Source organism: Rhodococcus sp. NPDC078407, from assembly GCF_044542515.1.
In the GTDB taxonomy this organism is placed as follows: Bacteria; Actinomycetota; Actinomycetes; order Mycobacteriales; family Mycobacteriaceae; genus Rhodococcoides.
Map to the genome: position 1 here is coordinate 25,260 of NZ_JBITUQ010000027.1, position 20,638 is coordinate 45,897.

A 20,638-nucleotide genomic window follows, 5' to 3' on the forward strand; every position below is an offset into this window, starting at 1 on the left:
TGCATCCTCTTTCGTTTTCGGGGGCGGTGCTTCAGCGACGAAGGCGAAGTCCGCGTGGGGTCGCCGAGAACCCGGCTTCGGTCAAGGTCTTCGCGAAGCCGGTGCCGTGGATGTCGTGACCGTTGATTCGCTCGACCAGCAACTTGTCCACCCCGCCGCGCTTGACAGTGGTCGCCAATGCCGTTGCAGCAGAGGCGATGTCCTCGTTGTTGTCGCCGAAGGTCAGCACCGACTTCCCGCCACGTTCGACGAACATCGTCAACTCACCGCGAACGAGTACGACCAGCGCGCCCGCTTTGCGGCCAGGCCGATGCTTCGTCGTTTCGTCCGGCTCTTCGCTGCCGCCGGCCTTCGGCCAGGGCAGTGCACCGCCGTACGGATTCGCCGGATCGCAGGACGCGAGCACCACGGCGGTGGCGTTCTTCTTCGGTTCGTCGTAACTACGCAAACGGTCGACGACGTCGGAGGTGGAGAACTGGGCACCGCCGAGCGAATCGACGAAGTAGCCGCGTCGGCAGCGACCGGAATCCTCGAACCCCGTCAGCACCTTGTACATCGTGGCGAACCCGCCTGGGACGCCTTCGTTCATGACCGAACCGCGCGTCACCACGCCGTAGCGCTCGAGGAGTACGTCTGCGGTGGCATGAGCGCGGACGGTGAGGTCCGGTTCGAGTTCGGGCAACCGTGACCACCGACCGCCGGCCGTCGGTGGGCCGGTGCGGGTGGGTAGGGACGGCCGCTCGAACTGACGGTAGGAACGCAGGCGCGGGGTTCGACGCGGCGATCGATGACTCGGGGCGGAGCGGGTGGCCGTCGAGTTCAACAGCGCTCGCAGTGGTGCGAACGTGTCGTTGCTGAGTCGTCCGGCCCACACCAGCTCCCAGAGCGCAGCCTGCAGTGCGTCATCGTCGGTGCTGCCGACCGTGTCGGAGAGCTGGCGGAAGAAGTACGCGCCACCGCCCGCGACTGCGTCCTGGATGCGAATCTGCAACTCGGACAGGTCGGATTCGGCGGCGGGCACCAGAGTCAGCGGGGCGGTGTCGGCCATGTGCAGGCTCACCCAGCCGTCTTTGGACGAGATTGCACCGTGCCCCGCCCACAACACCTCGCCGGTGGAGGTCAACTCGTCGAGCATCGCTGGACTGTAGTCGCTCACTCGCGCCGAGAGCACGAGTGATTCCCATGCAGACGCCGGAACGGGTACGCCCGCAAGCTGTTCGATGACTGTGGCGACGCCGTCGATTCCGCTGAGGCGTCGACTGTCGACGTGCTGCCACGCCGGAAGGAAGCGGCCCAGAGTGGCGGTCGAGACGGGCTCGACCTCCTGCCGCGCCGCCGCCAGTGAACGACGCCGCAACCGCCGAAGGACCTCGGCGTCACACCATTCGCTCCCCGTTGTGCCGGGACGAAACTCGCCCTCGACGACGCGTTTGTCGACGGCCAGTCGGCGCAGTACGTCGCGCACCACCGCGGTACCCACGCCGAAACGCGCGGCCGCGTCGTCGAGGGTGAACGGGCCGTGAGTTCGGGCGTACCTACTGATCAGGTCGACCAGTGGGTCGTCGACGGGTTCGATGAACGCGGCGGGTGTACCGATGGGAAGCGGAACGCCGAGTGCATCCCGCAAGCGAGCTGCGTCCTCGATGGCCGTCCACCAGGTGCGGCCGGCGAACGAGACCTCCATCGCCCGCTTGGCATCGGCGAGCTCGGTGAGCCACTGCGGATATTCGTCGCCGTTGGTCCGCAGACCGACTTCCTCGACGGTCAGCGGACCGAGGAGCCGCAAGAGATCGGCTACGCCTTCGATGTCCTTGGCGTGTCTGTCCTCGGGCAGACGCTGCAATTCGAGTTCGGTGGTCGTGATGACGCTGTCGTCCAGCAACTCTCGCAGCTCGACGCGCCCGAGTAGCTCGGCGAGAAGCGCCGAGTCGAGGGACAGTGCGGCGGCCCGGCGCTCGGCCAGTGGGCTGTCGCCCTCGTACATGAATGCGCCGACATAGTTGAAGAGCAGCGAATTCGCGAAGGGCGAGGGAGACGGTGTTTCGACGTCGACGATCCTGATCTGGCGTCGGCCGATGCGGGCCAGAATGTCTTCCAGTGCGGGGAGGTCGTAGACGTCCTGGAGGCACTCGCGCACCGTTTCGAGCAGAATCGGGAACGTGGGGTACTTCCGGGCCACGTCGAGCAGCTGTGCCGATCGCTGGCGCTGCTGCCACAGCGGCGCGCGCTTACCCGGATTGCGACGGGGGAGAAGCAGTGCGCGAGCGGCACATTCGCGAAATCTCGATGCGAACAACGCCGATCCGCCGACCTGCTCGGTGACGATGTCGGCAATCTCGTCGCGCTCGAACACGAACAACTCTGCGCCGGGCGGCTGGTCATCGGTGTCCGGGAGCCGAACGATGATGCCGTCGTCGGATGCGGTGGGGGCGGCGTCGATGCCGTACCGCTCGATCAACCGTGCTCCCACGGCGAGAGCCCACGGCGCGTGCACCTGCTGGCCGTAGGTGGAGTGCAGCACCAAGCGCCAGTCGCCGAGTTCGTCGCGAAAGCGCTCGACGATCATCGTCTTGTCCGTGGGCAACTGTCCGGTGGCCTCCAACTGCTCGTCGAGCAGTGCGATGAGGTTGTTGACGGCGTTGGAGTCGAGCCCGTCGGTGCTCAACCGTTCGGCCAGGTTGCTTCTATCGGTGGTGCTCCGAAGGAACTCGCCGAGCGCCTGGCCCAATTCGGCCGGTCGGCCCAGACCGTCGCCGTGCCAGAACGGAAGCCTGCCCGGTTGGCCGTACGCCGGGCTGACCAGTACGCGGTCGTGGGTGATCTCCTCGATCCGCCAGCTGGTGGCACCGAGCGCGAACACGTCACCCACTCGTGATTCGTAGACCATCTCCTCGTCGAGTTCGCCTACCCGGGATTGCTTTTCGCCGACCATGTACACGGTGAACAGGCCACGGTCCGGGATGGTGCCGCCAGAGGTGACGGCGAGTCTCTGCGAGCCGGGGCGGCCGGTGAGAGTGTTGGCGTCGCGGTCCCACACGAGCCTCGGCCGAAGCTCGGCGAATTCGTCGGATGGGTAGCGACCCGAGAGCAGATCCAGAGTCGACTCGTAGGCCGACCGGGGGAGTGTTGCGAAACTACCGGTGCGGCGGACGGATTCGAACCAGTCCTCGGCGTCGATGGGTTCGAGCGCGCAGGCCGCGACGGTCTGCTGGGCCAGCACGTCGAGTGGATTGGCAGGTACGAAAAGTGCCTCGATCTTGCCCGAGGTCATGCGTTCGACGGTGACTGCGCAATGGATCAGATCGGTGCGGTGCTTGGGAAACAGCACACCTTTCGAAATCTCGCCCACCTGGTGGCCGGCGCGGCCGACGCGTTGCAACCCACTGGCCACCGACGGCGGTGCCTCCACCTGAACCACGAGATCGACCGCGCCCATGTCGATTCCGAGTTCGAGGCTGCTGGTGGCCACGACGCAGCGCAACCGACCGGTCTTGAGGTCGTCCTCGATCAGCGCGCGCTGGTCCTTGCTGACGCTGCCGTGGTGGGCCCGGGCGAGCAGTGGGTCGGCACCGTGGTTCACGTCGGAGGCGGTGCCGACCTGGGACGGTGGCTTGTGCTCGGTGTCCACATCGCCGCCGATACGTTCGGCGTACACCTCGTTGAGGCGTGCGGTGAGGCGTTCGGCGAGCCTGCGCGAGTTGGCGAACACGATGCACGAACTGTGCTCGAGGATGAGATCGACCATCTTCTCCTCGACGTGCGGCCAGATCGACCCCTGCGCCGGCGGAGCAGCGGAGGTATCGGCGTTCGAGTCCGTGACACCGAGCTCGGTCATGTCCTCGACGGGAACCTGGACGGTGAGGTCGAACGTCTTGGGGGCCGGCGGTGCCACGATCTCGATGGGAGCGGCACCGGCCAGGAAGCGTCCCACCTCCTCGTGTGGACGCACGGTCGCGGACAGTCCGATGCGTTGCGCCGGCTTGTCCAGCATCGCGTCGAGCCGTTCGAGCGACACCGCGAGGTGAGCGCCACGTTTGGTGCCTGCGACGGCGTGGACCTCGTCGACGATCACGGTGTCGACCTCGGCGAGGATGTCTCTCGCGGCCGAGGTGAGCATGAGGAACAGGGATTCCGGAGTGGTGATGAGAATGTCGGGTGGAGTCTTGATCATGGTCCGGCGATCTGCGGCGCTGGTGTCGCCCGAGCGGACCCCGACGGAAATCTCGGGCGGGTTCAGGCCGAGGCGCTTGGCCGTCTGCGTGATGCCGACCAACGGGGCTCGCAGATTGCGCTCGACATCCACCGCGAGAGCCTTGAGCGGCGAGATGTAGAGCACTTTGGTCTTGCGAGTGCTGTCCGCACCCAGTTGCGCCAGCTCGTCGAGGGCCCACAGGAACGCCGACAGCGTCTTTCCCGAACCGGTCGGGGCGACGACCAGGGTGTGCGATCCGCTGGAAATGGACGACCAGGCACCGAGCTGTGCCGACGTGGGGGCCGGAAATGCGCCGGTGAACCACTCGCGAGTCGGCCGCGACAGCTTCTCCATGATGTCGGTGCCGATACTGTGCCTGGCCATCCCACCATCATGCCCCGAGGCACCGACAGGTAACCCCGGCGCGCGACGCCGTGCGCTGCGGTGTCGTTTCGCCCGATTCGGGTACCCGGAGCCCATGACCGACGACCAAGAGATCATGCAGAAGATTTCCGCGAAGCTCGACGCTCTGCTCGGCAGCAAGACCAACGGCCTGCAGAACGAGGTGCCTCCGGGGGCGAGCACCCAGTCCGACGAGGACGACGCCGAGCACGGGCCACTCGGTCGTGACTACCACCTGGCGAGCAAGTACGCGCAGGCGCTCGCCATCAACGAGCCCGGGGTGATCGACCGCGACGAGTTCGATCGACTGGTCGCCGAATACGGCTGATCCGTCGTCCCGACGTCTGCCCCGGCTTTTTCGAGGGTCGGGGCTTCGTCGTGGTCGCCGGCCCCACCTGACGGTTCGGTATCGAGTGGAATCCGCAGAATGCCGCGTCCGGTGCCCGATCGTGAACGCTCGGGTGCGGCGGACGTGGCGGAGAGCCCGGTGCCGGATCTACAGTCGATGGGGTGACCGAACGCAAGAAGCCAGGAGTCACGTTCGAGTCCTGGGTGGACAAGCAGATACGCGAGGCGCAGGACAACGGTGCGTTCGAGGGTCTCGAGGGCACCGGAAAGCCGATACCGGTGGGCGATCCCGGCGACGAGCTGTGGTGGGTACGTGGTTACCTGAAGCGGGAGAACCTGCCTGCCGACGCATTGCTGCCCACCGCACTGCAGCTGCGCAAGGAGATCGAGCGGTTGCCGTCCATCCTGATAGGGATTCGGCGCGAGGACTCGGCACGAGATGTTTTGGACGAGTTGAATGCTCGCATAGTCGATTGGATACGGTTTCCGACGCCGCCGATAGTGCCGTTGGGGCCGGTCGACGTCGACGCATGGCTCGCGAAGTGGCGAACCAACCGAGCCGAGGTGGACCGACTGGAGCGCGAGCATCGCTCGCAGTCGGCCGACCCTCGAGCATCGGAATTCGGTACTTCAGGCACATCGTGGTGGACGCGCGCGCGTCGGACATTCACCCGGCGGCGCTGAGACCCGTCGCCGTCGTGCAGAGGGCCAGCGCATCGGCGGCCGTCGACACGAACGGAATGTCGGCTGTTCCGTCGACCCGAATCTTCGATGGCAGCAGCCTGTCGGAGGAGGCCGGTTCTTCCATCGTCTTCCATCCGGTGGCCCGCCTGACAATCCCGCCGATCAGAGTGTCCGCCGCGTGGCGGGTTCCGCTGCGCACAGAAACCGGCGCGGTATCTAGCTCGACTCGAGCGAATCGTAGTGCGGCATCCACGGCCTCGGTGGTCTGCGCTGCCGACGACCGACCGCGTGGACCGGTGCTCAAACCGTGTCCGGGTAGATCGAGCAGCACAGCATCGACGCCCCCGGCAGCAATGTCCGAGGCCAACGACGTGAGATAACGCGCATGCAGACCCGCGTTGGCGACGAGTACCACCGACTGTCCGGATCCGACGGAAGCCCGATGGATCTCGACGTGCACGCTTCCGTCGCCGGTCTCGAGCTGGCGATGTTCCACCTGCAGTGCCGCGACATCGGATCGGCTCAACGCAACAGCTCCCGACGCCGGGCGCAACGCCGCTTCGCACGCGACGCCGCGTACGAGGGCGTCACCCCGTCGCAGCAACGACTTGCCTTTCAGCAGAATCATCACCGCTGCGCTCTCGTGTGCGGTGAGTGTCGGTGCCCAGCCGGTCGCGCGGCCGAGGGCCGAGGAATCGACAATGGGCTCACCCGGCGTGACCCACTGGCCCGAGAACGGGGTGAGCCCCAGCCTGAAAGCCATGTTCGCGACGTGCGTTGCGGCCTTCTGCGGGACGTCGAACATCAACTGCCCCTGCATCGCAGCGAGTTCGCGCACACCTACCCAATCCACCGGACCCAGGTTGTACGGGCCCACGAGATCGGTCTTGGCCGCACGATGGAATGCGTCGGCCATATCGTCCTGGTACAGAAATTGGTACGACGCCCGATCAGCGTCGGGAAACGCTCCGATCGGCCCGGTGAACTGATCGATCCCGTCGTTGGCGAAGTCCGGTCCGACGATGTAGGTGCACCGCAACATGGAAATGGTCATCTCACCGGGGTGCCTACGGAGCCACCACTCTGCGTAATGCTCGACCTCGGCCTTGTCGTAGAAGTAATAGCGATTGGGATCGCCTGCAGGATAACTGTTCTCGGTGAGTGGTTCCGGAGCGATGTCGGCACCGTAGGCGTTTATACTCGACGCGATCACCACTCGGGTAACGCCTGCTCGATAGGCAGAATCGATGACGTTGCGTGAGCCTCGCAGGTTGATGTCGTGGGTTTCGGTCTTGTCCTTGAGCTCCTCGACCACGAACGCCAAGTGCAGCACGACGTCGCATCCTTCGAACGTCTCCTCGAGGTCGGGAGAGCGAATGTCCGAGCGGAGCGAGGTGAACTTCGGGTCCGTGACTCGGGCTGGGCGACGGGCTATTCCGATGACCGAGTCCACCTCGGGGTCATCGAACAGCCTGGGCAGTATCGCGGCTGCGAAGTCACTGGTGGCTCCGGTGACCGCGATCCGCAAGCCGCGGTGGTGCTCGCTCATTTCGGCAGTTCCGCTACGGCCTCGATGATCTGCTCGGTGGCGGTCGAGAGCTGCTGTTCGGTGTGCGTAGCCATCACGCACAGGCGCAGTATGGCACCCGACTTCGGAACGGCGGGATGCAATGCAGCACTGGTGAAGATGCCGCGGTCGTAGAGGTTCTTCCACAGACTCATGGCTACGAGGTCGTCGCCGATGTGGAGTGAGACGATGGGGGCCGCCGTATCTCCGTGTGGTGTCGCCGAGCGGCCCGCCACATCGAGCCCGGCCGATTGCAGTCCACCACGCAGGATCTCGGCATTGTCGAGTACGCGCCGAGCCCGATCCTTGCCCTCATCGCTTCGGATCAGGCGCACGGATGCCAACGCGGCACCCACCGCAGCAGGTACGCCGGAGGTTGTGAACAGGAAGGCGCGGGCCTTGACCCGGAGAGTGTCGATCAATTCGCTGGATCCGGTGACGAACCCGCCGGTGGAGCTGGGGCTCTTCGACAGCGATGCCATCGTGACGTCGACGTCTTTGGTGATGCCGAACAGCTCTGCGGCTCCGGTGAGTTCGGGCCCGTAAATGCCGAGGCTGTGAGCTTCGTCGACCATCAGCGCGGCGTGATAGCGCAGGCACAGCTCCGACACCGCGTCGAGTGGTGCGAGGTCGCCCTCCATGGAATACAAGCCGTCGACGATGACCAGCACGGCTCCGTCGTCGACCACAGGCTGCTGGAGCTTGTCTTCGAGGTCGGCAATGTCGTTGTGTTTGAACTTGACCACAGACGCGCCCGAGAGCGCGCTGCCGTCGCGGATCGACGCGTGGGCCGCGGAATCGACGATGATCGTGTCGCCGGGTCCGACGATCGCACTGATCGTGCCGAGGTTCGTTTGGTACCCAGTGGTGAAGACGAGTGCGTCGTCGGTTCCGTGCCACTGGGCGATCTCGTGTTCGAGTTCGAGGTGGAGGTCCAACGTGCCGTTGAGCAAACGACTTCCGGTGACGGCACCACCGAACGTGTCGAGCGCGTGCTGAGCCCCCTCGACAACCTTCGGATGGTCGGCGATGCCGAGGTAGTTGTTGGACCCGAGCATGATCTTGTCCCGGCCCTCCACGCGGACGATCGGCGCGACGGCCGATTCCATCTTGCGGAAGTACGGGGCTACGTCGGCGTCTCGAACTGCCCGCAGCAAGTCCACGCGTTCGTCGCCACCGAGTCGTTTCATCAATCTGTTGACGACCATCTGTACTGAACTCCTCACAGAGTTGTTTGTGGTTTGTCGCGAATTCATGAGTGCATTCGGCGCGGTGATCGAAATAGATTGGCTTTCGGCCAAAGAATATTCCGTGTCTCGAAAGACGCTCTCGCATCGTAAATTGGTTGGTAAATCAAACTTGAAAAAATATTTCAGTCTCTTTCGCTGCGTAAAATTTTACGAGTTCTTTAGTTTATCTCCGCAGGTGGCCGGGTACTGTCGAGATTCAGCGCGAATTCACCTGCATTACTGCTGTCCATATCGACACTTGGCTGATTTGTCCAATTCAACGCATGGTACGAATTGACCGATTGTGCAAGATACCAGTGGCGCACAATCGATTAGTGATACAAGGAGATGAACAATGACTGGATTAATGGTGCGCGAAAGAGAAACGCTCGAACAATACATGCCGGGCTTGTTGCAATATCTCGACGACACTCCGCTGGACCGACTCGAATCTCGCGAATCGGACGCGATCGACAAGTTCAAGGAGTTCGGCGGTACCGGTTTGGTGGTTCCGGCCGAATTGGGGGGTCTCGGTGCTCCGGCCATCGACGCGGTGCGTGCACAACGTGCCATCGGGTCTCGCTCGCCTTCGCTCGGCGCGGGAACCACCATGCACCACCTCTCGCTTGCCTCGCTGACGGAGTTCGCTCGCGATGCCACCGAGGACGACCGTGCGCTGATCAAGGGATTGGTCGAGCAGAAGGCGATCGTCGCGTCCGGATTCTCCGAGGGCGTCACCGGCGGAAGTGTGTTCATTCCGACGATGACAGCGGTGAAGAAGGGCGACAACTATATCGTCAACGGAAGCAAGAAGCCGTGCAGCCTGGCTCGTTCGATGGACCTGCTGACCTGTAGCGTCGAGATCGACTCCGGTGACCGCGCCGTCGCTCTGATTCCGGCCAGCCTGCCGGATATGAGCGTGAAGCCGTTCTGGACCACCGACATTCTGGCGGGCGCACAGAGCGAAGAAGTTCTGCTCGAGAGCGTTGAGGTACCCGCGAGCTTGGTTCTGCCCAACAAGGACGACGATCCCGACGGCGTGCACGAGATGACGGGTTACCTCTGGTTCGGAATGTTGATCTCCGCCAACTACATCGGTGCAGCAACCTCGTTGCTCGAAAAAATGATCGAGCAGAACAAGGGCGACTACGAGGGCTACGTTCGGGCGGCGGCCGAACTCGAGGTGTCCATGGCGGCTATCGAGAACGTCGCCCGCGCTTTCGACGAAGGTGAACGTGGACAGGATATTTCGGTGAAGCTGTTGTTCAACCGCATCGCGATACGTGACGCACTCGTCCGTAGTAGTTCGGCTGCCATCGAATCGCTCGGCGGGATCGGTTTCATCAAGTCACCCGAGATCGCGTACGTCGCATCGGCATTGCACGCCTTTGCATTTCATCCGCCATCGCGACGATCCATTTCGGAGACCCTGGCCCGTTTCCACGCGGGTGAGGATTTCGCCTTCGTCAAGTAGTGGTCAGTCTTCGGTGCGCTCGTCCTCGTTCAGTTTGTCCTCGCCTCGGTTACGGAAAAACTTGAACCCAGGGATGCCGATCACAGCGCGTCGTACATCCTTGGTCACACCGAGCAATTCGTGAATTTCGGGGGACACCGTGTCCAGGGTGGCGAGAATCGGGAGCAGCGCTTCCATGTGATCGAGAAGGCCGGGTAGTTGATCCACCATGGCGATGGCGGCGTCGACCTCCTCGTCGGACAGATTGTCGACGAACTTCTTCGCCATGGGCTCGGCCTGCTTGGCAATGGGGTCGAAGAGTTCGATCAGCTCGAGAGCAGTGTGCGAGGCGGCCGATGCCGATGCCACGACCTCGTCGGCGGCACCGGTCGTTCGCTGCACCCTGGCGACGACAGCGTCGGCCGAGTCGATCACCCGATCGATTCGTGTCATCAATGTCTCTATCTGGTTCAGCAGTGCTTCGATTCGGCCGGGCAGGGTAAGCGCGAATTCGGCGGTGGTGATCATCCAGCCCACACCGACCCGCGCCACCGCGACGCCCCGCCGAAGCGCTGTTTCGGTACCGAGCGGATCGGGGAGCGCTACACCTGCCAGAACCAGAGCCATAGGAGCGACAATGCCACACCGACACAACGCCCCGAGTGCCGTTAGCCTCGTACCATGAGAGTCCTCGTGACCGGTGCCAGCGGATACATCGGGTCGCGGCTGGTGGCAACACTGCTGGCCGACGACGTCGACGTCGTCGTCGGTTCTCGTACTCCGAGCAATCTTCAGACCTTCGACTTCTACGACGCGGTCACCGCGGTGGCGCTCGATGTCACCGACGAGCAGTCGTGCGCCGCTGCGTTCGAGAAGACCGGCGATATCGATGTGGCGTACTACCTGGTGCACGCCATCGGCGAGTCCGATTATCGTGCGCAGGATCGCCGATCCGCCGAGCAGTTCGCCGCGGCGGCAGCCGACGCGGGTGTGCGTCGGATCGTGTATCTGGGGGGCTTCGTACCGGACGACGACAACCTCTCGGAGCATCTGGCAAGTCGCGCGGACGTCGGGGAAGCGTTGACGGTGGACGGAATCGAACTGGTCTGGCTTCGAGCCGCCATCGTCATGGGTGCCGGGTCGACGTCGTTCGAGATGTTGCGTTACCTCGCGGACCGCTTGCCCGTACTGCCGCTGCCGAGCTGGCTCGCCGAACCTGTGCAGCCGATCGCCGTCGACGATGTACTGACCTACTTGGTGGCGTCCGCCGACCCCGAGACGGTCCCGGCGGGCTCCTACGACATCGGTGGCCCGGACGTGGTTCCGTATCGCGATCTGGTATTCGCATACGTCGAGGCCGCCGGCCTTCAGCGAATCGGAGTCCCGGTGCCGTTCGTGCCCACCGCTCTGGCCGGTAAAGTGATCGGTCGGATCATTCCGGTTCCCGCGGGGCTCGCCGAGGATCTGGTGGGATCGCTGCACAACACCATGACGGTATCGGAGAACCGGATACGCGAACTCGTGCCCGATCCTCCACGTGGTCTGACCACCATCGCAGACGCCATGGCCCGTAGTGTGCGAGGCATGGTGGGCGAACCTCCCGGAGTGTGCGCACTGAAGGATCCGCTTCGGTTGGCGAACACGGACGCAGCGTGGAGCGGCGGCGATGCTCTTGGAATTCGGCGTCGCGGTGTTGCGGTGTCGTCCGACCGAACATGGGGTCTGATCGAGGCGCTCGGTGGGCGGCGGCTGCTGTCCTCCAAACCCGTTGCGGCAGCGGTACGAACCAACCTGGACGTGGTGGCCGGTGTGAATCGACGCGTGGCATCGGCGGTGCGTCGTCTGACCGATAGCGAGGAGGCGTGATGGGAACGTGGTCCACGACCGCGCTGAACGTGATGAAGTCCGCTCTGGTCGATCCTGTCGAGCGGGACCACCGACAGTCCGACGCGGCGTTTCGTAAGCGACGCATCGTCGTGTTGATCACACTGGTGATCGGTGCCACGGTGCTCTACTTCTCGCTCAAGGTCGAACCGGGCGATCCGGTGTTCTACGCGCTGACGCTGCTGCTGGCGGCGGTGTGGACGGTGGGCGGATTTCTCTCGGGCCCACTGCATCTCGGGCGTATCCAGGTCGGGGGATCGATCAGGCGACCGATCGTCACGCCCATCCTCATCGGTCTCGCGGTGGGCGGAGTGTTCATGCTCGGCGGTCTGGTGGTTCGTCAGATTCCGCCGCTGGCCGACTTCACAGAGAATGTGCTCGCGCATGCCCGGGTGGGTTCGTTGGTGCTCATCGTGTTCATCGCGCTGCTCAACGGCGTGGCCGAGGAGATTTTCTTCCGAGGAGCGCTGTACTCGGCAATCGGCGTCAAGCATCCGGTGATCATCTCGACCGTCGTCTACGCGATTGCCACCCTCGCCTCGGGCAACCCGATGCTCGGCTTCGCTGCTGTACTGCTGGGATACGTGATGGGTCTACAGCGCCGTGCCTCGGGAGGAATTCTGGCTCCGATACTCACGCATGTCAGCTGGTCGGCGGTCATGGTTCTCGCATTGCCGCCCTTGTTCGTGTGATCGCGAACGGTGAAACGAAAAGAGGCGAAAACACCGATTCGGCCAGCGGAAACGGTCCTGCGTGCTGATTCTGTCGATACCTGGGCTAGATTGCGCAGGTGAGTGAAAATCTCGATCGCGTCGATCGCTTGATCATCGACGAGCTTGTGTCCGACGGCCGCGCGACCTTGGCGACCCTGGCCGAGAAGGCCTCCCTGTCTGTCTCTGCCGTGCAATCGAGAGTGCGACGGCTGGAGTCGCGGCGCGTGATCCGTGGATATACCGCCCAGGTGGATCCGGAAGCCCTCGGTCGGCCCCTGTCGGCGTTCGTCGCCATCACTCCCATCGACCCGGCCCAACCGGACGATGCTCCCGCCAGGCTCAAGCACCTCTCGGCCATCGAGTCGTGTCACTCGGTCGCAGGCGAGGAAAGTTACGTTCTGCTGGTACGGGTCGAGTCCCCCCGCGCGCTCGAGCGCCTGTTGCAGGAAATCAGGGCCACCGCAAACGTTCGTACGCGCAGCACGATCATTCTGCAGACCTTCTACGACCGGTGACGGCCCGCCACACGCGGTCCGAGGACATCGGTAGGTCGTAGAGGCGGACTCCGACTGCGTCCCGAATGGCATTGGCCAGAGCCGGTGCGACAGGGTTGTACGGAGACTCGCTCATCGACTTCGCGCCGAACGGCCCCAACCTGTCGTAGGTGTCCGCGAACGACACCTCCGTCCGAGGAATGTCCGCGAACTGCGGGACGTGATAACTCCGGATCGAATCGGTGGTGACCAGGCCTGCGCCGTCGGTAAGAATCTCCTCGTACAGCGCGCTGCCGATCGCCTGCGCGACGCCGCCTTCGACCTGACCGCGGCACTGTTGCGGGTTCATCACCGTCCCGGCGTCGGCGCTCTGGACCGACTGCAGAATGCGCACCGTGCCGGTCTCCTCGTCCACCGCCACCCGGAAGGCCTGGACGTTGAACGCCAGAGATCGCGGTAGCCCGCCGCTGTTGCCTTCGGCGACCAACGATCCTCCCGCCGCCGCCACGATCTCGTCGAGGGTGATGAACCGATCACCGCACCGCACACCTTCGGGCCCCAGTGTGCAGGCCGAGCGCCGGTGTCCGGTAACGGTTGCGGCTACGTCGATAATCCGTGCCGACAGTGTCCGGACGGCTGCGTACAGAGCCTTGCCCGCCACCACGGTGCCCGCCGAACCGAAGGCACCGGTGTCGTAGGTCGTGGAATCGGTGTCGGATTGGAAGACCTGAATGCGATCGACGGACGTGCACAACTCACTGGCCGCGATCTGAGTGTGGACCGTGGTGGTCCCGTTGCCGAATTCCGCAGTCCCGACGCGTATCTCGTACCGACCCTCGGGCAGCAACGCCACCGAGGTCTCGGCGCGGTGGCCGCGTGGTGGAATGGTGGCGATCATGGCCACAGCCATACCCTCGCCCACTTTCCAGCCCGCCGGCGCATACTCACCGTTGCCGCGTCGCAGAGCAGCCTCCGCCAGGTCGATGCACTGATCCAGGCCGTAACTGCCGAACTGCAGGTCGTCTTCCTCGAGATGTGCGGCAACGATGTCGTCGCCGGGAACGATCACGTTGCGTCTACGAAACTCGAACGGATCGACGTCGATCTCCCGGGCGAGATCGTCCAGTGCCGATTCGATCGCGAACATCACCTGGCCCAATCCATAGCCGCGGAAGGCTCCCGACGGAATGTTGTTGGTGTACACGGTTTTTGCGTCGACCCGCTTGTTCGCGCACCGGTAGATCGCCACGGACTCGCCGCACCCGTGGAACATCACTCCAGGACTGTGATTTCCGTACGCACCGGCATCGGTGAGAACGTCGATCGACAACGCGGTCAACGTCCCGTCGGCGCTCGCGGCAGCGGTGACGTCGACTCGGAACGGGTGACGACACGGCGAGACCGTGAACTCGTCGGTTCGAGTGAACTCGAATTGCACGGGTCGTCCCGTGCGGAGCACCGCCAGCGCCACGACATCCTCGGTCAGCAACTCCTGCTTGCCGCCGAAGCCTCCGCCGACTCGTGCGGTGAACACCCGCACGCCGTCGCGGGGCAGACCGAAGATCTCGCAGATCTCGTCGCGCACCAGAAACGGAACCTGAGTGCTGGTGCGCAGAGTGAGCTTGCCGGTCTCGTCCAACCACCCGATGGTCCCGTGCGTCTCCAGGTGTACGTGTTGTACTCGCTGCGTCGTCCACCGTCCGGTGACCACCGCGGCTGCGTCGCGGACCGCAGAGTCGACGTCGCCGGTGCTGCCGTGCAACTCCGCCACCAGATTTCGCGACGGATCCGCAATACGAGCCGATGCATCCTTGTCGCCGTGGATCTTCGGTGCATTCGGTCGTAGCGCGGATTCGGGGTCGAACACTGCAGGGAGCACCTCGTACTCGACCACCAGGGCACGGCACCCTTCCTCCGCGGCAGCGACCGAATCTGCGACCACGATCGCCACGCGCTGGCCGATGAACCGCACCACCGTATCGAGCACACGGGTGTCGTCGGGGTCGTCGACGCGTCGATCGTGGCGTGCCGTCGAAAATGCAGTTGTCGGGCTGTCTTTCGCGGTGAGTACCAGCTCGACCCCTGGAACTCGCTCTGCCGCAGTGACGTCGATGGCGACGATGCGCGCGTGTGCATGCGGGCTGCCGAGTACCTTGGCGTGCAGGAGCCCCGGAGGTGAATGGTCGAGGGTGTAGGGCTCCGTTCCAGTGACGATACGAGTGCTTGCAGGGGCAACGAGGGACCGTCCGCACGCCGGACCGTCGACGGACTTCTCGGTGTCGACCACCCCGCAGACGGCGTCGGATACGGCGCGATACCCGGTGCAGCGACACAGGTTTCCCTTGAGTCGCTCGGGGAGTTCGTCCTTGTCGTTCTCGGTGAGGGTCGATGCTGTGACGACCATTCCTGCGGTGCAGAACCCGCACTGGAAGCCGGCGGCCTCGACGAAGCGCCGCTGTACGGGATGCAGATCGTCCGGTGTGCCCAGACCGGCGACAGTGGTCACGGATCGATTCGCGGCACGGTACGCGGGAAAGATGCACGAATGCACCGGTTCTCCGTCGACGAGCACCGAACACGCCCCGCAGTCGCCCGCGTCGCACCCCTTCTTCACCTCGAAGTGATCGTGTTCACGAAGCATGGTGCGTAGACATTGCCCGGGTCGGGGACTGACGTCGGTCGGTACACCGTTGATGTTCACGATCATGACAACTCCTCGCGAATCTGTTGCGCTGCAGTGCAACTGATGTGGCGACGCCAGTCCGGAGCCCCGTGGGGGTCGTCGTACCAATGCTCGGGGCCGATCGCGTCGGCGAGGGCGTCGTCGAGTTCGGCACTGGTCGGCAGAGTGGGAAAGCGAAGTACGAACGGGCGGACGGTCGACGCGCTGATCGTCAGGACGAAGTCGCCGCCGGCATCGACTCGGCCGATCACGAGGGCAGCCGATCGGCCGAGTGGGGACAATGCGAGCTTGCGCATGGCTGTTCTCGACTCGAGTGCATGGCGCGGAATCTCGATGCTGCGCAGCACATCTCCCGGGCGAAGGGCATTGGTATGCGGACCGGTGATCAGATCGTCGATCGCGACACGGTAGTCGTGTTCGGGCCCGGCACCCGACCACACCTGTCCGACGCCGTCCAGGGCTGCGGTCAACGAGATCATTGCGCCTGCCGGCAGGGCCAGGGCGATGTTGCCACCGACCGTTGCGGTCTTCCAGATCTTGAACGAGGCCAACAGTGCTGCGGCGCAGCGGGGGAACAACGCCACGGCGGGCCACGGCGATTCGAACTGCGCCAGCGTCTCGATCGTGCAGGTGGCGGCGATCGAGAGCCCGGTCTCGTTGACGGTCAACGGCTCCCAGTTCAAGGCCGTGATATCCACGAGCGTGGCCAGGTGGTCCTGCTTCTCCGAGAACAACCACGTACCACCGGCGAGCACCGCGGTGTCCGCACGTCCGGGTGGAAGGTCGGCGCGCGAGCCAGGAAGCAGAATGTCGCCGACAGTGCCGAGATCCATGGTCTTCGCTCACCTCGTCCTCGCCGGCACTGCACGCCGCTCGATGTGTCGCATCGAACTCTAGTGACTTTCTGTTACCGATCTCGGGCAGTCTCGCGATACGACCGAAACTCGGTGGAAACAACCCGCGCATAGCCTGGCCACGGACAAGCGCAGCGACACCGAAGCAGGGGAGGGCGAGAGTGCAGGTCAAGGACTTGCTCGACGCAACCCAACTCGGGATTCGACTGCTCACCTCCGACTCCGACGCGGTGGGTCGGACGCTGCGGTGGACGTACACCACCGATCTACCCGACCCGTCGCGCTACATCGCGGGTGGCGAGCTGGTCATCACCGGCCTCGTGTGGCACCGCGGCCCGGCCGACAGCGAGGTGTTCGTACGCGCCGTCGCCGAATCAGGGGCCTCGGCACTGGCCGCCGGCGAAGGGCTGCTCGGCCACATTCCGTCCGATCTCGTCGACGCGTGCGAGCGACACGGACTACCACTGCTGGCCGTTCCCGATACCGTCTCGTTCGGTGAGGTGACGGAGTTTCTCGTCGGCCGCGTCACCGGCGATCGCATCGCCTCTCTCAACAGCTCCCTCGTGCGACAACGCCAACTGCTCACCGCGGTCGCGGACGGTAGGGCTCTCGACGAACTGGCCCTGCACACGTCCAGGTAAACCGGGATGGCGTGCCTGATCTTCACCGCCACCGGCCGTCGCTTGGTGGCCGAGGTTGCCGCATTCTCCGATGCCGACGTCGACACGCTGACGCACGCGGCACTCTCCTCCGAGAGACTGCCCACGACAACCACTCTCGCTGACGGTGAGCCGTACAGCATCTTCGGGATCGGGCCGTCGCTCGCGCAGCGGACGATGCGATGGTTCCTCGCGGTGGCGGGTGACATGCAGACGTTCCCACCGGCAATCTCGGACGCGTTCGGCCAGCTCGCGGCCATCGCCGCACTCGATCGTGCTCGACGTGAGGAGGGTCGGCTGGTCAGGCGCGAAATTGCGGATCAAGCAGTGGCATTGATCGAAGCCGACGCCACCAGGCCCGAAGCCCTGACTCGGCTGCGGCAGGCGGGCGTCGATCCGGACCGGCCGCTCGTCGTCGTCAGAGTCGTGCACAGTGGTCGCGTCGATCTGCGCGAGATGGTGCGGACCGTACTCAGCGACACCCTCACCTCCTTCGGCGGTGGTTGCGTCGGTTGCAGTGCGCACGGCGACATCGTCGCGATCGTCAACACCGAGGATCCGGACATCGCTCCGATACTGCGAACTCGGTTGTCCCGCTTGGGTTCGGGAATCGGACGCAGCCGCTTGGTCGTGGGCGTCAGCTCCGAGGCCACCGGCCTCACCATCGACGGCGCGTTGCGTTCGGCCCGGCACGCACTGGACATGAGCAGGCACGGCACCGGCCCGGTGACCGTCACCGCGGGAGCGCAGCTGACCTCTGCTGTGTCGATGCTGTCGTCACTTCCCGACGACTTGCGTCGGTCGTTCGTCGAACACGTTCTGTCACCCCTGCTCGAGTACGACAGACGCGCAGACGCAGGTCTGACCGATACCCTTCGTGAGTTCTTGGCGAACGGTGGCTCCTGGAACAGAACAGCAGAGTCGTTGCACGTCCACCTCAATACCGTCCGGTATCGGATCAAGCGAGTCGAGGAACTACTCGGCCGCGATCTCGGGTCCACCGAGGACCGACTGGACATCTACCTCGCTCTGCAATCCGTCCCTCGGTCGTCGGCCACGGGAGCGGCATAGGATCGAAGGATGACTGGCTTCACCGGTATCCCCTTCACCGCCCTGGATTTCTACGAGGACCTCGAAGCCGACAACAGCAAACTGTGGTGGAGCGAGCACAAGGATGTCTACGACGACGCGGTCAAGGGGCCGATGACGGCGCTTCTGGCGACGCTCGAACCGGAGTTCGGCACAGCCAAGGTATTCCGCCCGTACCGCGATGTCCGGTTCTCCAAGGACAAGACGCCGTACAAAACCCACCAGGGCGGATTCGTCGCTCGCGGCGACAGTCTCGGCTACTACGTTCAAATAGATCCCGCCGGGTTGTTCGTCGCCGGCGGTTTCTACGACTCCTCGACCGAGAGCGTTGCGCGCTACCGCCGGACCGTCGACGACGACGTGCGCGGAGCCGAACTCGAACGAATCCTGGCGAAACTGACGAAGGCAGGCTACGAGATCGCCGGAGACAAGCTCAAGACCAAGCCCCGGGGATATGAACTCGAGCACCCTCGTATCGACCTCCTGCGCCACAAGTCGCTCACCGCAGGCAAGCATTTCGGCTCCCCGGCCTGGCTGGAAACACCCAAGGCCGCGACGAAGGTGCGCGATGCCTGGCGGGCCCTCACCCCGTTGGTGGAGTGGACCGCGGCACTGCACACGTGAGCGCAGCGCGTCACCCGACGACGGAGTATGTGCGCCAGGCACTTCCGGCGTCCGGGGCATCCTCGCGCTCGACGGTTGCCTGAATCAGACCGTAGGGCCGATCGTCCGCGTTGAACACCTCGAGGTTGTTCTCGATACCGAATTTGCCCAGGTCGTAGACGAAGTGGTGCTTGTTCGGGGCCGACATCGAGATCTCGGCGATGAACGGGTACTTCTCCAGCACCGCCTCGCCCATGGCGTACAACGTCTGCTGCAGGGCAAGCGATTGCAGATTGGCGAACCGCTCGATCATCGCCGCTTTGACTCCCGCGTACACGGAGTCCCATTCGACGTCGGTGGTGGTGTAGCGCCATTGCGCTGTCAGCGAGGTCGCCATCACCCGGTCGGTGGTGGGCTCCAGAATCGTCAGGTCGTCCTCGAGAAACCCGTGGAACTCCGAGCCCGTGGACTTGAGAATCACCATCTCCTTGAAACCGCTGATCACCCACGTCTGTTGCGCATCGCCCTTACCCTCGACGGTCACTGCCGACGTGCGGATCTCCTCGCCTTTGCGCGTCCACGTGTGATCGTGTTCGACGCCGTCGATCACCGCACGAGCCCAGGCGTATTCCTCGAGCTCGATGCGGGCACCGTCGACGGGTTCGACGTCGTCTACATAGTGGCGCGCAAGATCCAGTCCGTAACTCTCCAGGTGCAGAAGGCCCTTGGTCTTCGCGTATGCGTACGCGGTCTGCTTCTGGGTGTCGGTGGGCAGCACGTTGGATTGATCGCCCACCAGGTGCGCGGGGGAGAAGTCGCCGCGCAGCGCGCTCGAGACGTTGATGTCGTGGATTTCGTGCCGCGGCGAGTCGCGATAGATCCGCACCACGCGGTTCTCCGCCTTGCCGTATTGATTGGATCCGAGGACGATCTTTCCGGTCAGGTCTGTCATGTCAGCTCCCGCGATAGGTCGAATAAGCGAAGGGGGACAACACTAATGGGACGTGATAGTGCGCGTCTGGATCGTCGACGGTGAACGAGATGGACACCTCCGGGTAAAAATTCGGTGTCTTCGTCGCCGCGAAGTATTCGCCGGTGTCGAACGAGAGCCGGTACACGCCAGGATCGATCGGCCCGGGCACGACCTCACCGATTCTGCCGTCGTCGTTCGTGGTGGCTGTGGATATCTCGCCCTTGTCGGAGTGGAACAACCGCACCCGCATCCCAGCGGCGGGTGTCCCCGAAGTGGCGTCGAGGACGTGCGTCGACAACCCGGTCACTGCTCCGGTCCCAGCATGCGGCCGAGGCGAATTCGGTTGATCTTGGCCAGTTCCACGCGGAGCACCCGTCTCTCGGTTTCGGCATCGTTGTCGAGCCTCTCCTGAAGGATAGCGAGCAGGTCCTCCGCCGATCTGCCGGTGGCGCACACCAGGTAGACGTGCCCGAATTTCTCCTCGTACGAACGATTTCCGGCCGCCAGCTTCTCGAGCACCTCGGTGCCCGCGGTCGTCACCGCGGCCTGCTCACGTTTGGAGGACGGATTGTCGGCCGTGCCGCCGATGCGGGGATGACCGTCGAGCGCATGATCGATCTCCGCCTCGGGCAGTTCGGCGAGCACTCGATCAGCTCTGTCCAGCAACATGTCTCGGCTGTCGAAGGGGCGACCCTGGGCGACTCGACGGGCCCAGATCGACGATGCGCAGCACTCGTACAGTGCATGCATCGCCTGCCGATCACTGAGGCGATTGAACCCGTCGAGCCCTATCCATTCGTGCAGCACTTCT

General features: G+C 64.2%; 18 protein-coding genes. 9 read left to right on the forward strand and 9 right to left on the reverse strand.

Annotation, left to right across the window (positions count from 1 at the left end; genetic code table 11):
• Positions 1-31: 31 nt before the first annotated feature.
• Entirely contained in the window at positions 32-4,576 is a 4,545-nt protein-coding gene (locus tag ACIGGF_RS21670; RefSeq protein ID WP_397523220.1) for an ATP-dependent helicase, read from the reverse strand.
• Between the two features lie 94 nt (positions 4,577-4,670).
• On the opposite strand from ACIGGF_RS21670, the gene ACIGGF_RS21675 reads away from it, so the two are divergent.
• The gene (locus ACIGGF_RS21675) at positions 4,671-4,922 is read left to right on the forward strand and encodes a modification methylase HgiDII (protein WP_397523221.1); all 252 of its coding nucleotides are present in this window, start codon (positions 4,671-4,673) and stop codon (positions 4,920-4,922) included.
• A gap of 182 nt (positions 4,923-5,104) precedes the next feature.
• On the forward strand, positions 5,105-5,626 hold the full coding sequence (locus tag ACIGGF_RS21680; protein WP_397523222.1) for a DUF1992 domain-containing protein: 522 nt from the start codon (positions 5,105-5,107) through the stop codon (positions 5,624-5,626).
• Here the strand turns inward: ACIGGF_RS21680 and ACIGGF_RS21685 are convergent.
• Positions 5,610-7,175, reverse strand: a complete 1,566-nt coding sequence (locus tag ACIGGF_RS21685) for an NAD-dependent epimerase/dehydratase family protein (protein WP_397523223.1) — start codon at positions 7,173-7,175, stop codon at positions 5,610-5,612. The genes ACIGGF_RS21680 and ACIGGF_RS21685 overlap by 17 nt on opposite strands.
• Positions 7,172-8,401 carry an aminotransferase class I/II-fold pyridoxal phosphate-dependent enzyme gene (locus ACIGGF_RS21690; protein ID WP_397523224.1) on the reverse strand — a complete coding sequence of 410 codons (1,230 nt, stop codon included), beginning with the start codon at positions 8,399-8,401 and terminating at the stop codon, positions 7,172-7,174. The genes ACIGGF_RS21685 and ACIGGF_RS21690 overlap by 4 nt, the downstream gene beginning before the upstream one ends.
• Positions 8,402-8,777: 376 nt before the next feature.
• Between ACIGGF_RS21690 and ACIGGF_RS21695 the strand changes: the two genes are divergently transcribed.
• Positions 8,778-9,896: an acyl-CoA dehydrogenase gene (locus ACIGGF_RS21695; RefSeq protein ID WP_397523225.1), complete on the forward strand. Its 1,119-nt coding sequence runs from the start codon at positions 8,778-8,780 to the stop codon at positions 9,894-9,896.
• Between the two features lie 3 nt (positions 9,897-9,899).
• Here the strand turns inward: ACIGGF_RS21695 and ACIGGF_RS21700 are convergent, their stop codons facing one another.
• The gene (locus tag ACIGGF_RS21700) at positions 9,900-10,502 is read right to left on the reverse strand and encodes a ribulose 1,5-bisphosphate carboxylase large subunit (protein ID WP_397523226.1); all 603 of its coding nucleotides are present in this window, start codon (positions 10,500-10,502) and stop codon (positions 9,900-9,902) included.
• Positions 10,503-10,556: 54 nt separating this feature from the next.
• Between ACIGGF_RS21700 and ACIGGF_RS21705 the strand changes: the two genes are divergently transcribed.
• The 3 genes from ACIGGF_RS21705 to ACIGGF_RS21715 all read left to right on the forward strand — a co-directional run bounded on the left by ACIGGF_RS21705 (position 10,557) and on the right by ACIGGF_RS21715 (position 12,987).
• Complete coding sequence (locus ACIGGF_RS21705) at positions 10,557-11,741, forward strand: NAD(P)H-binding protein (RefSeq protein ID WP_397523227.1); 1,185 nt, start codon at positions 10,557-10,559, stop codon at positions 11,739-11,741.
• On the forward strand, positions 11,741-12,451 hold the full coding sequence (locus tag ACIGGF_RS21710; protein ID WP_397523228.1) for a lysostaphin resistance A-like protein: 711 nt from the start codon (positions 11,741-11,743) through the stop codon (positions 12,449-12,451). The genes ACIGGF_RS21705 and ACIGGF_RS21710 overlap by 1 nt, the downstream gene beginning before the upstream one ends.
• Before the next feature lie 98 nt (positions 12,452-12,549).
• Positions 12,550-12,987: an Lrp/AsnC family transcriptional regulator gene (locus tag ACIGGF_RS21715; RefSeq protein ID WP_032397433.1), complete on the forward strand. Its 438-nt coding sequence runs from the start codon at positions 12,550-12,552 to the stop codon at positions 12,985-12,987.
• On the opposite strand, the gene ACIGGF_RS21720 is transcribed toward ACIGGF_RS21715, so the two are convergent.
• Together ACIGGF_RS21720 and ACIGGF_RS21725 are read right to left on the reverse strand one after the other, a co-directional pair.
• Positions 12,959-15,673, reverse strand: coding sequence for a molybdopterin-dependent oxidoreductase (locus ACIGGF_RS21720; RefSeq protein WP_397523229.1), 2,715 nt, complete (start codon positions 15,671-15,673; stop codon positions 12,959-12,961). The genes ACIGGF_RS21715 and ACIGGF_RS21720 overlap by 29 nt on opposite strands.
• Positions 15,670-16,482 carry an FAD binding domain-containing protein gene (locus tag ACIGGF_RS21725; RefSeq protein WP_397523230.1) on the reverse strand — a complete coding sequence of 271 codons (813 nt, stop codon included), beginning with the start codon at positions 16,480-16,482 and terminating at the stop codon, positions 15,670-15,672. The genes ACIGGF_RS21720 and ACIGGF_RS21725 overlap by 4 nt, the downstream gene beginning before the upstream one ends.
• 182 nt (positions 16,483-16,664) lie before the next feature.
• Between ACIGGF_RS21725 and ACIGGF_RS21730 the strand changes: the two genes are divergently transcribed.
• Genes ACIGGF_RS21730 through ACIGGF_RS21740 form a run of 3 tightly spaced genes read left to right on the forward strand, consistent with a single transcriptional unit; the run spans position 16,665 to position 18,875 of the window.
• The gene (locus ACIGGF_RS21730) at positions 16,665-17,144 is read left to right on the forward strand and encodes a PucR family transcriptional regulator ligand-binding domain-containing protein (RefSeq protein WP_397523231.1); all 480 of its coding nucleotides are present in this window, start codon (positions 16,665-16,667) and stop codon (positions 17,142-17,144) included.
• A 6-nt stretch (positions 17,145-17,150) separates the two neighbouring features.
• Positions 17,151-18,233, forward strand: coding sequence for a PucR family transcriptional regulator (locus tag ACIGGF_RS21735; protein WP_397523232.1), 1,083 nt, complete (start codon positions 17,151-17,153; stop codon positions 18,231-18,233).
• Between the two features lie 9 nt (positions 18,234-18,242).
• Positions 18,243-18,875: a DUF2461 domain-containing protein gene (locus ACIGGF_RS21740; RefSeq protein ID WP_397523233.1), complete on the forward strand. Its 633-nt coding sequence runs from the start codon at positions 18,243-18,245 to the stop codon at positions 18,873-18,875.
• Between the two features lie 10 nt (positions 18,876-18,885).
• Here the strand turns inward: ACIGGF_RS21740 and pucL are convergent, their stop codons facing one another.
• From pucL to uraD, 3 genes are read right to left on the reverse strand one after another with little or no spacing between them, the layout of a single operon-like run.
• Positions 18,886-19,806, reverse strand: a complete 921-nt coding sequence (pucL, locus tag ACIGGF_RS21745) for a factor-independent urate hydroxylase (protein ID WP_397523234.1) — start codon at positions 19,804-19,806, stop codon at positions 18,886-18,888.
• 1 nt (position 19,807) lies between these two features.
• Positions 19,808-20,134, reverse strand: a complete 327-nt coding sequence (gene uraH, locus ACIGGF_RS21750; RefSeq protein ID WP_397523235.1) for a hydroxyisourate hydrolase — start codon at positions 20,132-20,134, stop codon at positions 19,808-19,810.
• Positions 20,131-20,634, reverse strand: coding sequence for a 2-oxo-4-hydroxy-4-carboxy-5-ureidoimidazoline decarboxylase (gene uraD, locus ACIGGF_RS21755; protein ID WP_397523236.1), 504 nt, complete (start codon positions 20,632-20,634; stop codon positions 20,131-20,133). The genes uraH and uraD overlap by 4 nt, the downstream gene beginning before the upstream one ends.
• Positions 20,635-20,638: the final 4 nt, after the last annotated feature.

Bases quoted from the DNA above. Each gene is read 5' to 3' on its own strand.
- ACIGGF_RS21670 (WP_397523220.1), bottom strand. From the start codon at position 4,576: ATGGCCAGGCACAGTATCGGCACCGACATCATGGAGAAGCTGTCGCGG.
- ACIGGF_RS21675 (WP_397523221.1), top strand. From the start codon at position 4,671: ATGACCGACGACCAAGAGATCATGCAGAAGATTTCCGCGAAGCTCGAC.
- ACIGGF_RS21685 (WP_397523223.1), bottom strand. From the start codon at position 7,175: ATGAGCGAGCACCACCGCGGCTTGCGGATCGCGGTCACCGGAGCCACC.
- ACIGGF_RS21690 (WP_397523224.1), bottom strand. From the start codon at position 8,401: ATGGTCGTCAACAGATTGATGAAACGACTCGGTGGCGACGAACGCGTG.
- ACIGGF_RS21695 (WP_397523225.1), top strand. From the start codon at position 8,778: ATGACTGGATTAATGGTGCGCGAAAGAGAAACGCTCGAACAATACATG.
- ACIGGF_RS21700 (WP_397523226.1), bottom strand. From the start codon at position 10,502: ATGGCTCTGGTTCTGGCAGGTGTAGCGCTCCCCGATCCGCTCGGTACC.
- ACIGGF_RS21705 (WP_397523227.1), top strand. From the start codon at position 10,557: ATGAGAGTCCTCGTGACCGGTGCCAGCGGATACATCGGGTCGCGGCTG.
- ACIGGF_RS21710 (WP_397523228.1), top strand. From the start codon at position 11,741: ATGGGAACGTGGTCCACGACCGCGCTGAACGTGATGAAGTCCGCTCTG.
- ACIGGF_RS21720 (WP_397523229.1), bottom strand. From the start codon at position 15,673: ATGATCGTGAACATCAACGGTGTACCGACCGACGTCAGTCCCCGACCC.
- ACIGGF_RS21725 (WP_397523230.1), bottom strand. From the start codon at position 16,482: ATGGATCTCGGCACTGTCGGCGACATTCTGCTTCCTGGCTCGCGCGCC.
- ACIGGF_RS21735 (WP_397523232.1), top strand. From the start codon at position 17,151: ATGGCGTGCCTGATCTTCACCGCCACCGGCCGTCGCTTGGTGGCCGAG.
- ACIGGF_RS21740 (WP_397523233.1), top strand. From the start codon at position 18,243: ATGACTGGCTTCACCGGTATCCCCTTCACCGCCCTGGATTTCTACGAG.
- pucL (WP_397523234.1), bottom strand. From the start codon at position 19,806: ATGACAGACCTGACCGGAAAGATCGTCCTCGGATCCAATCAATACGGC.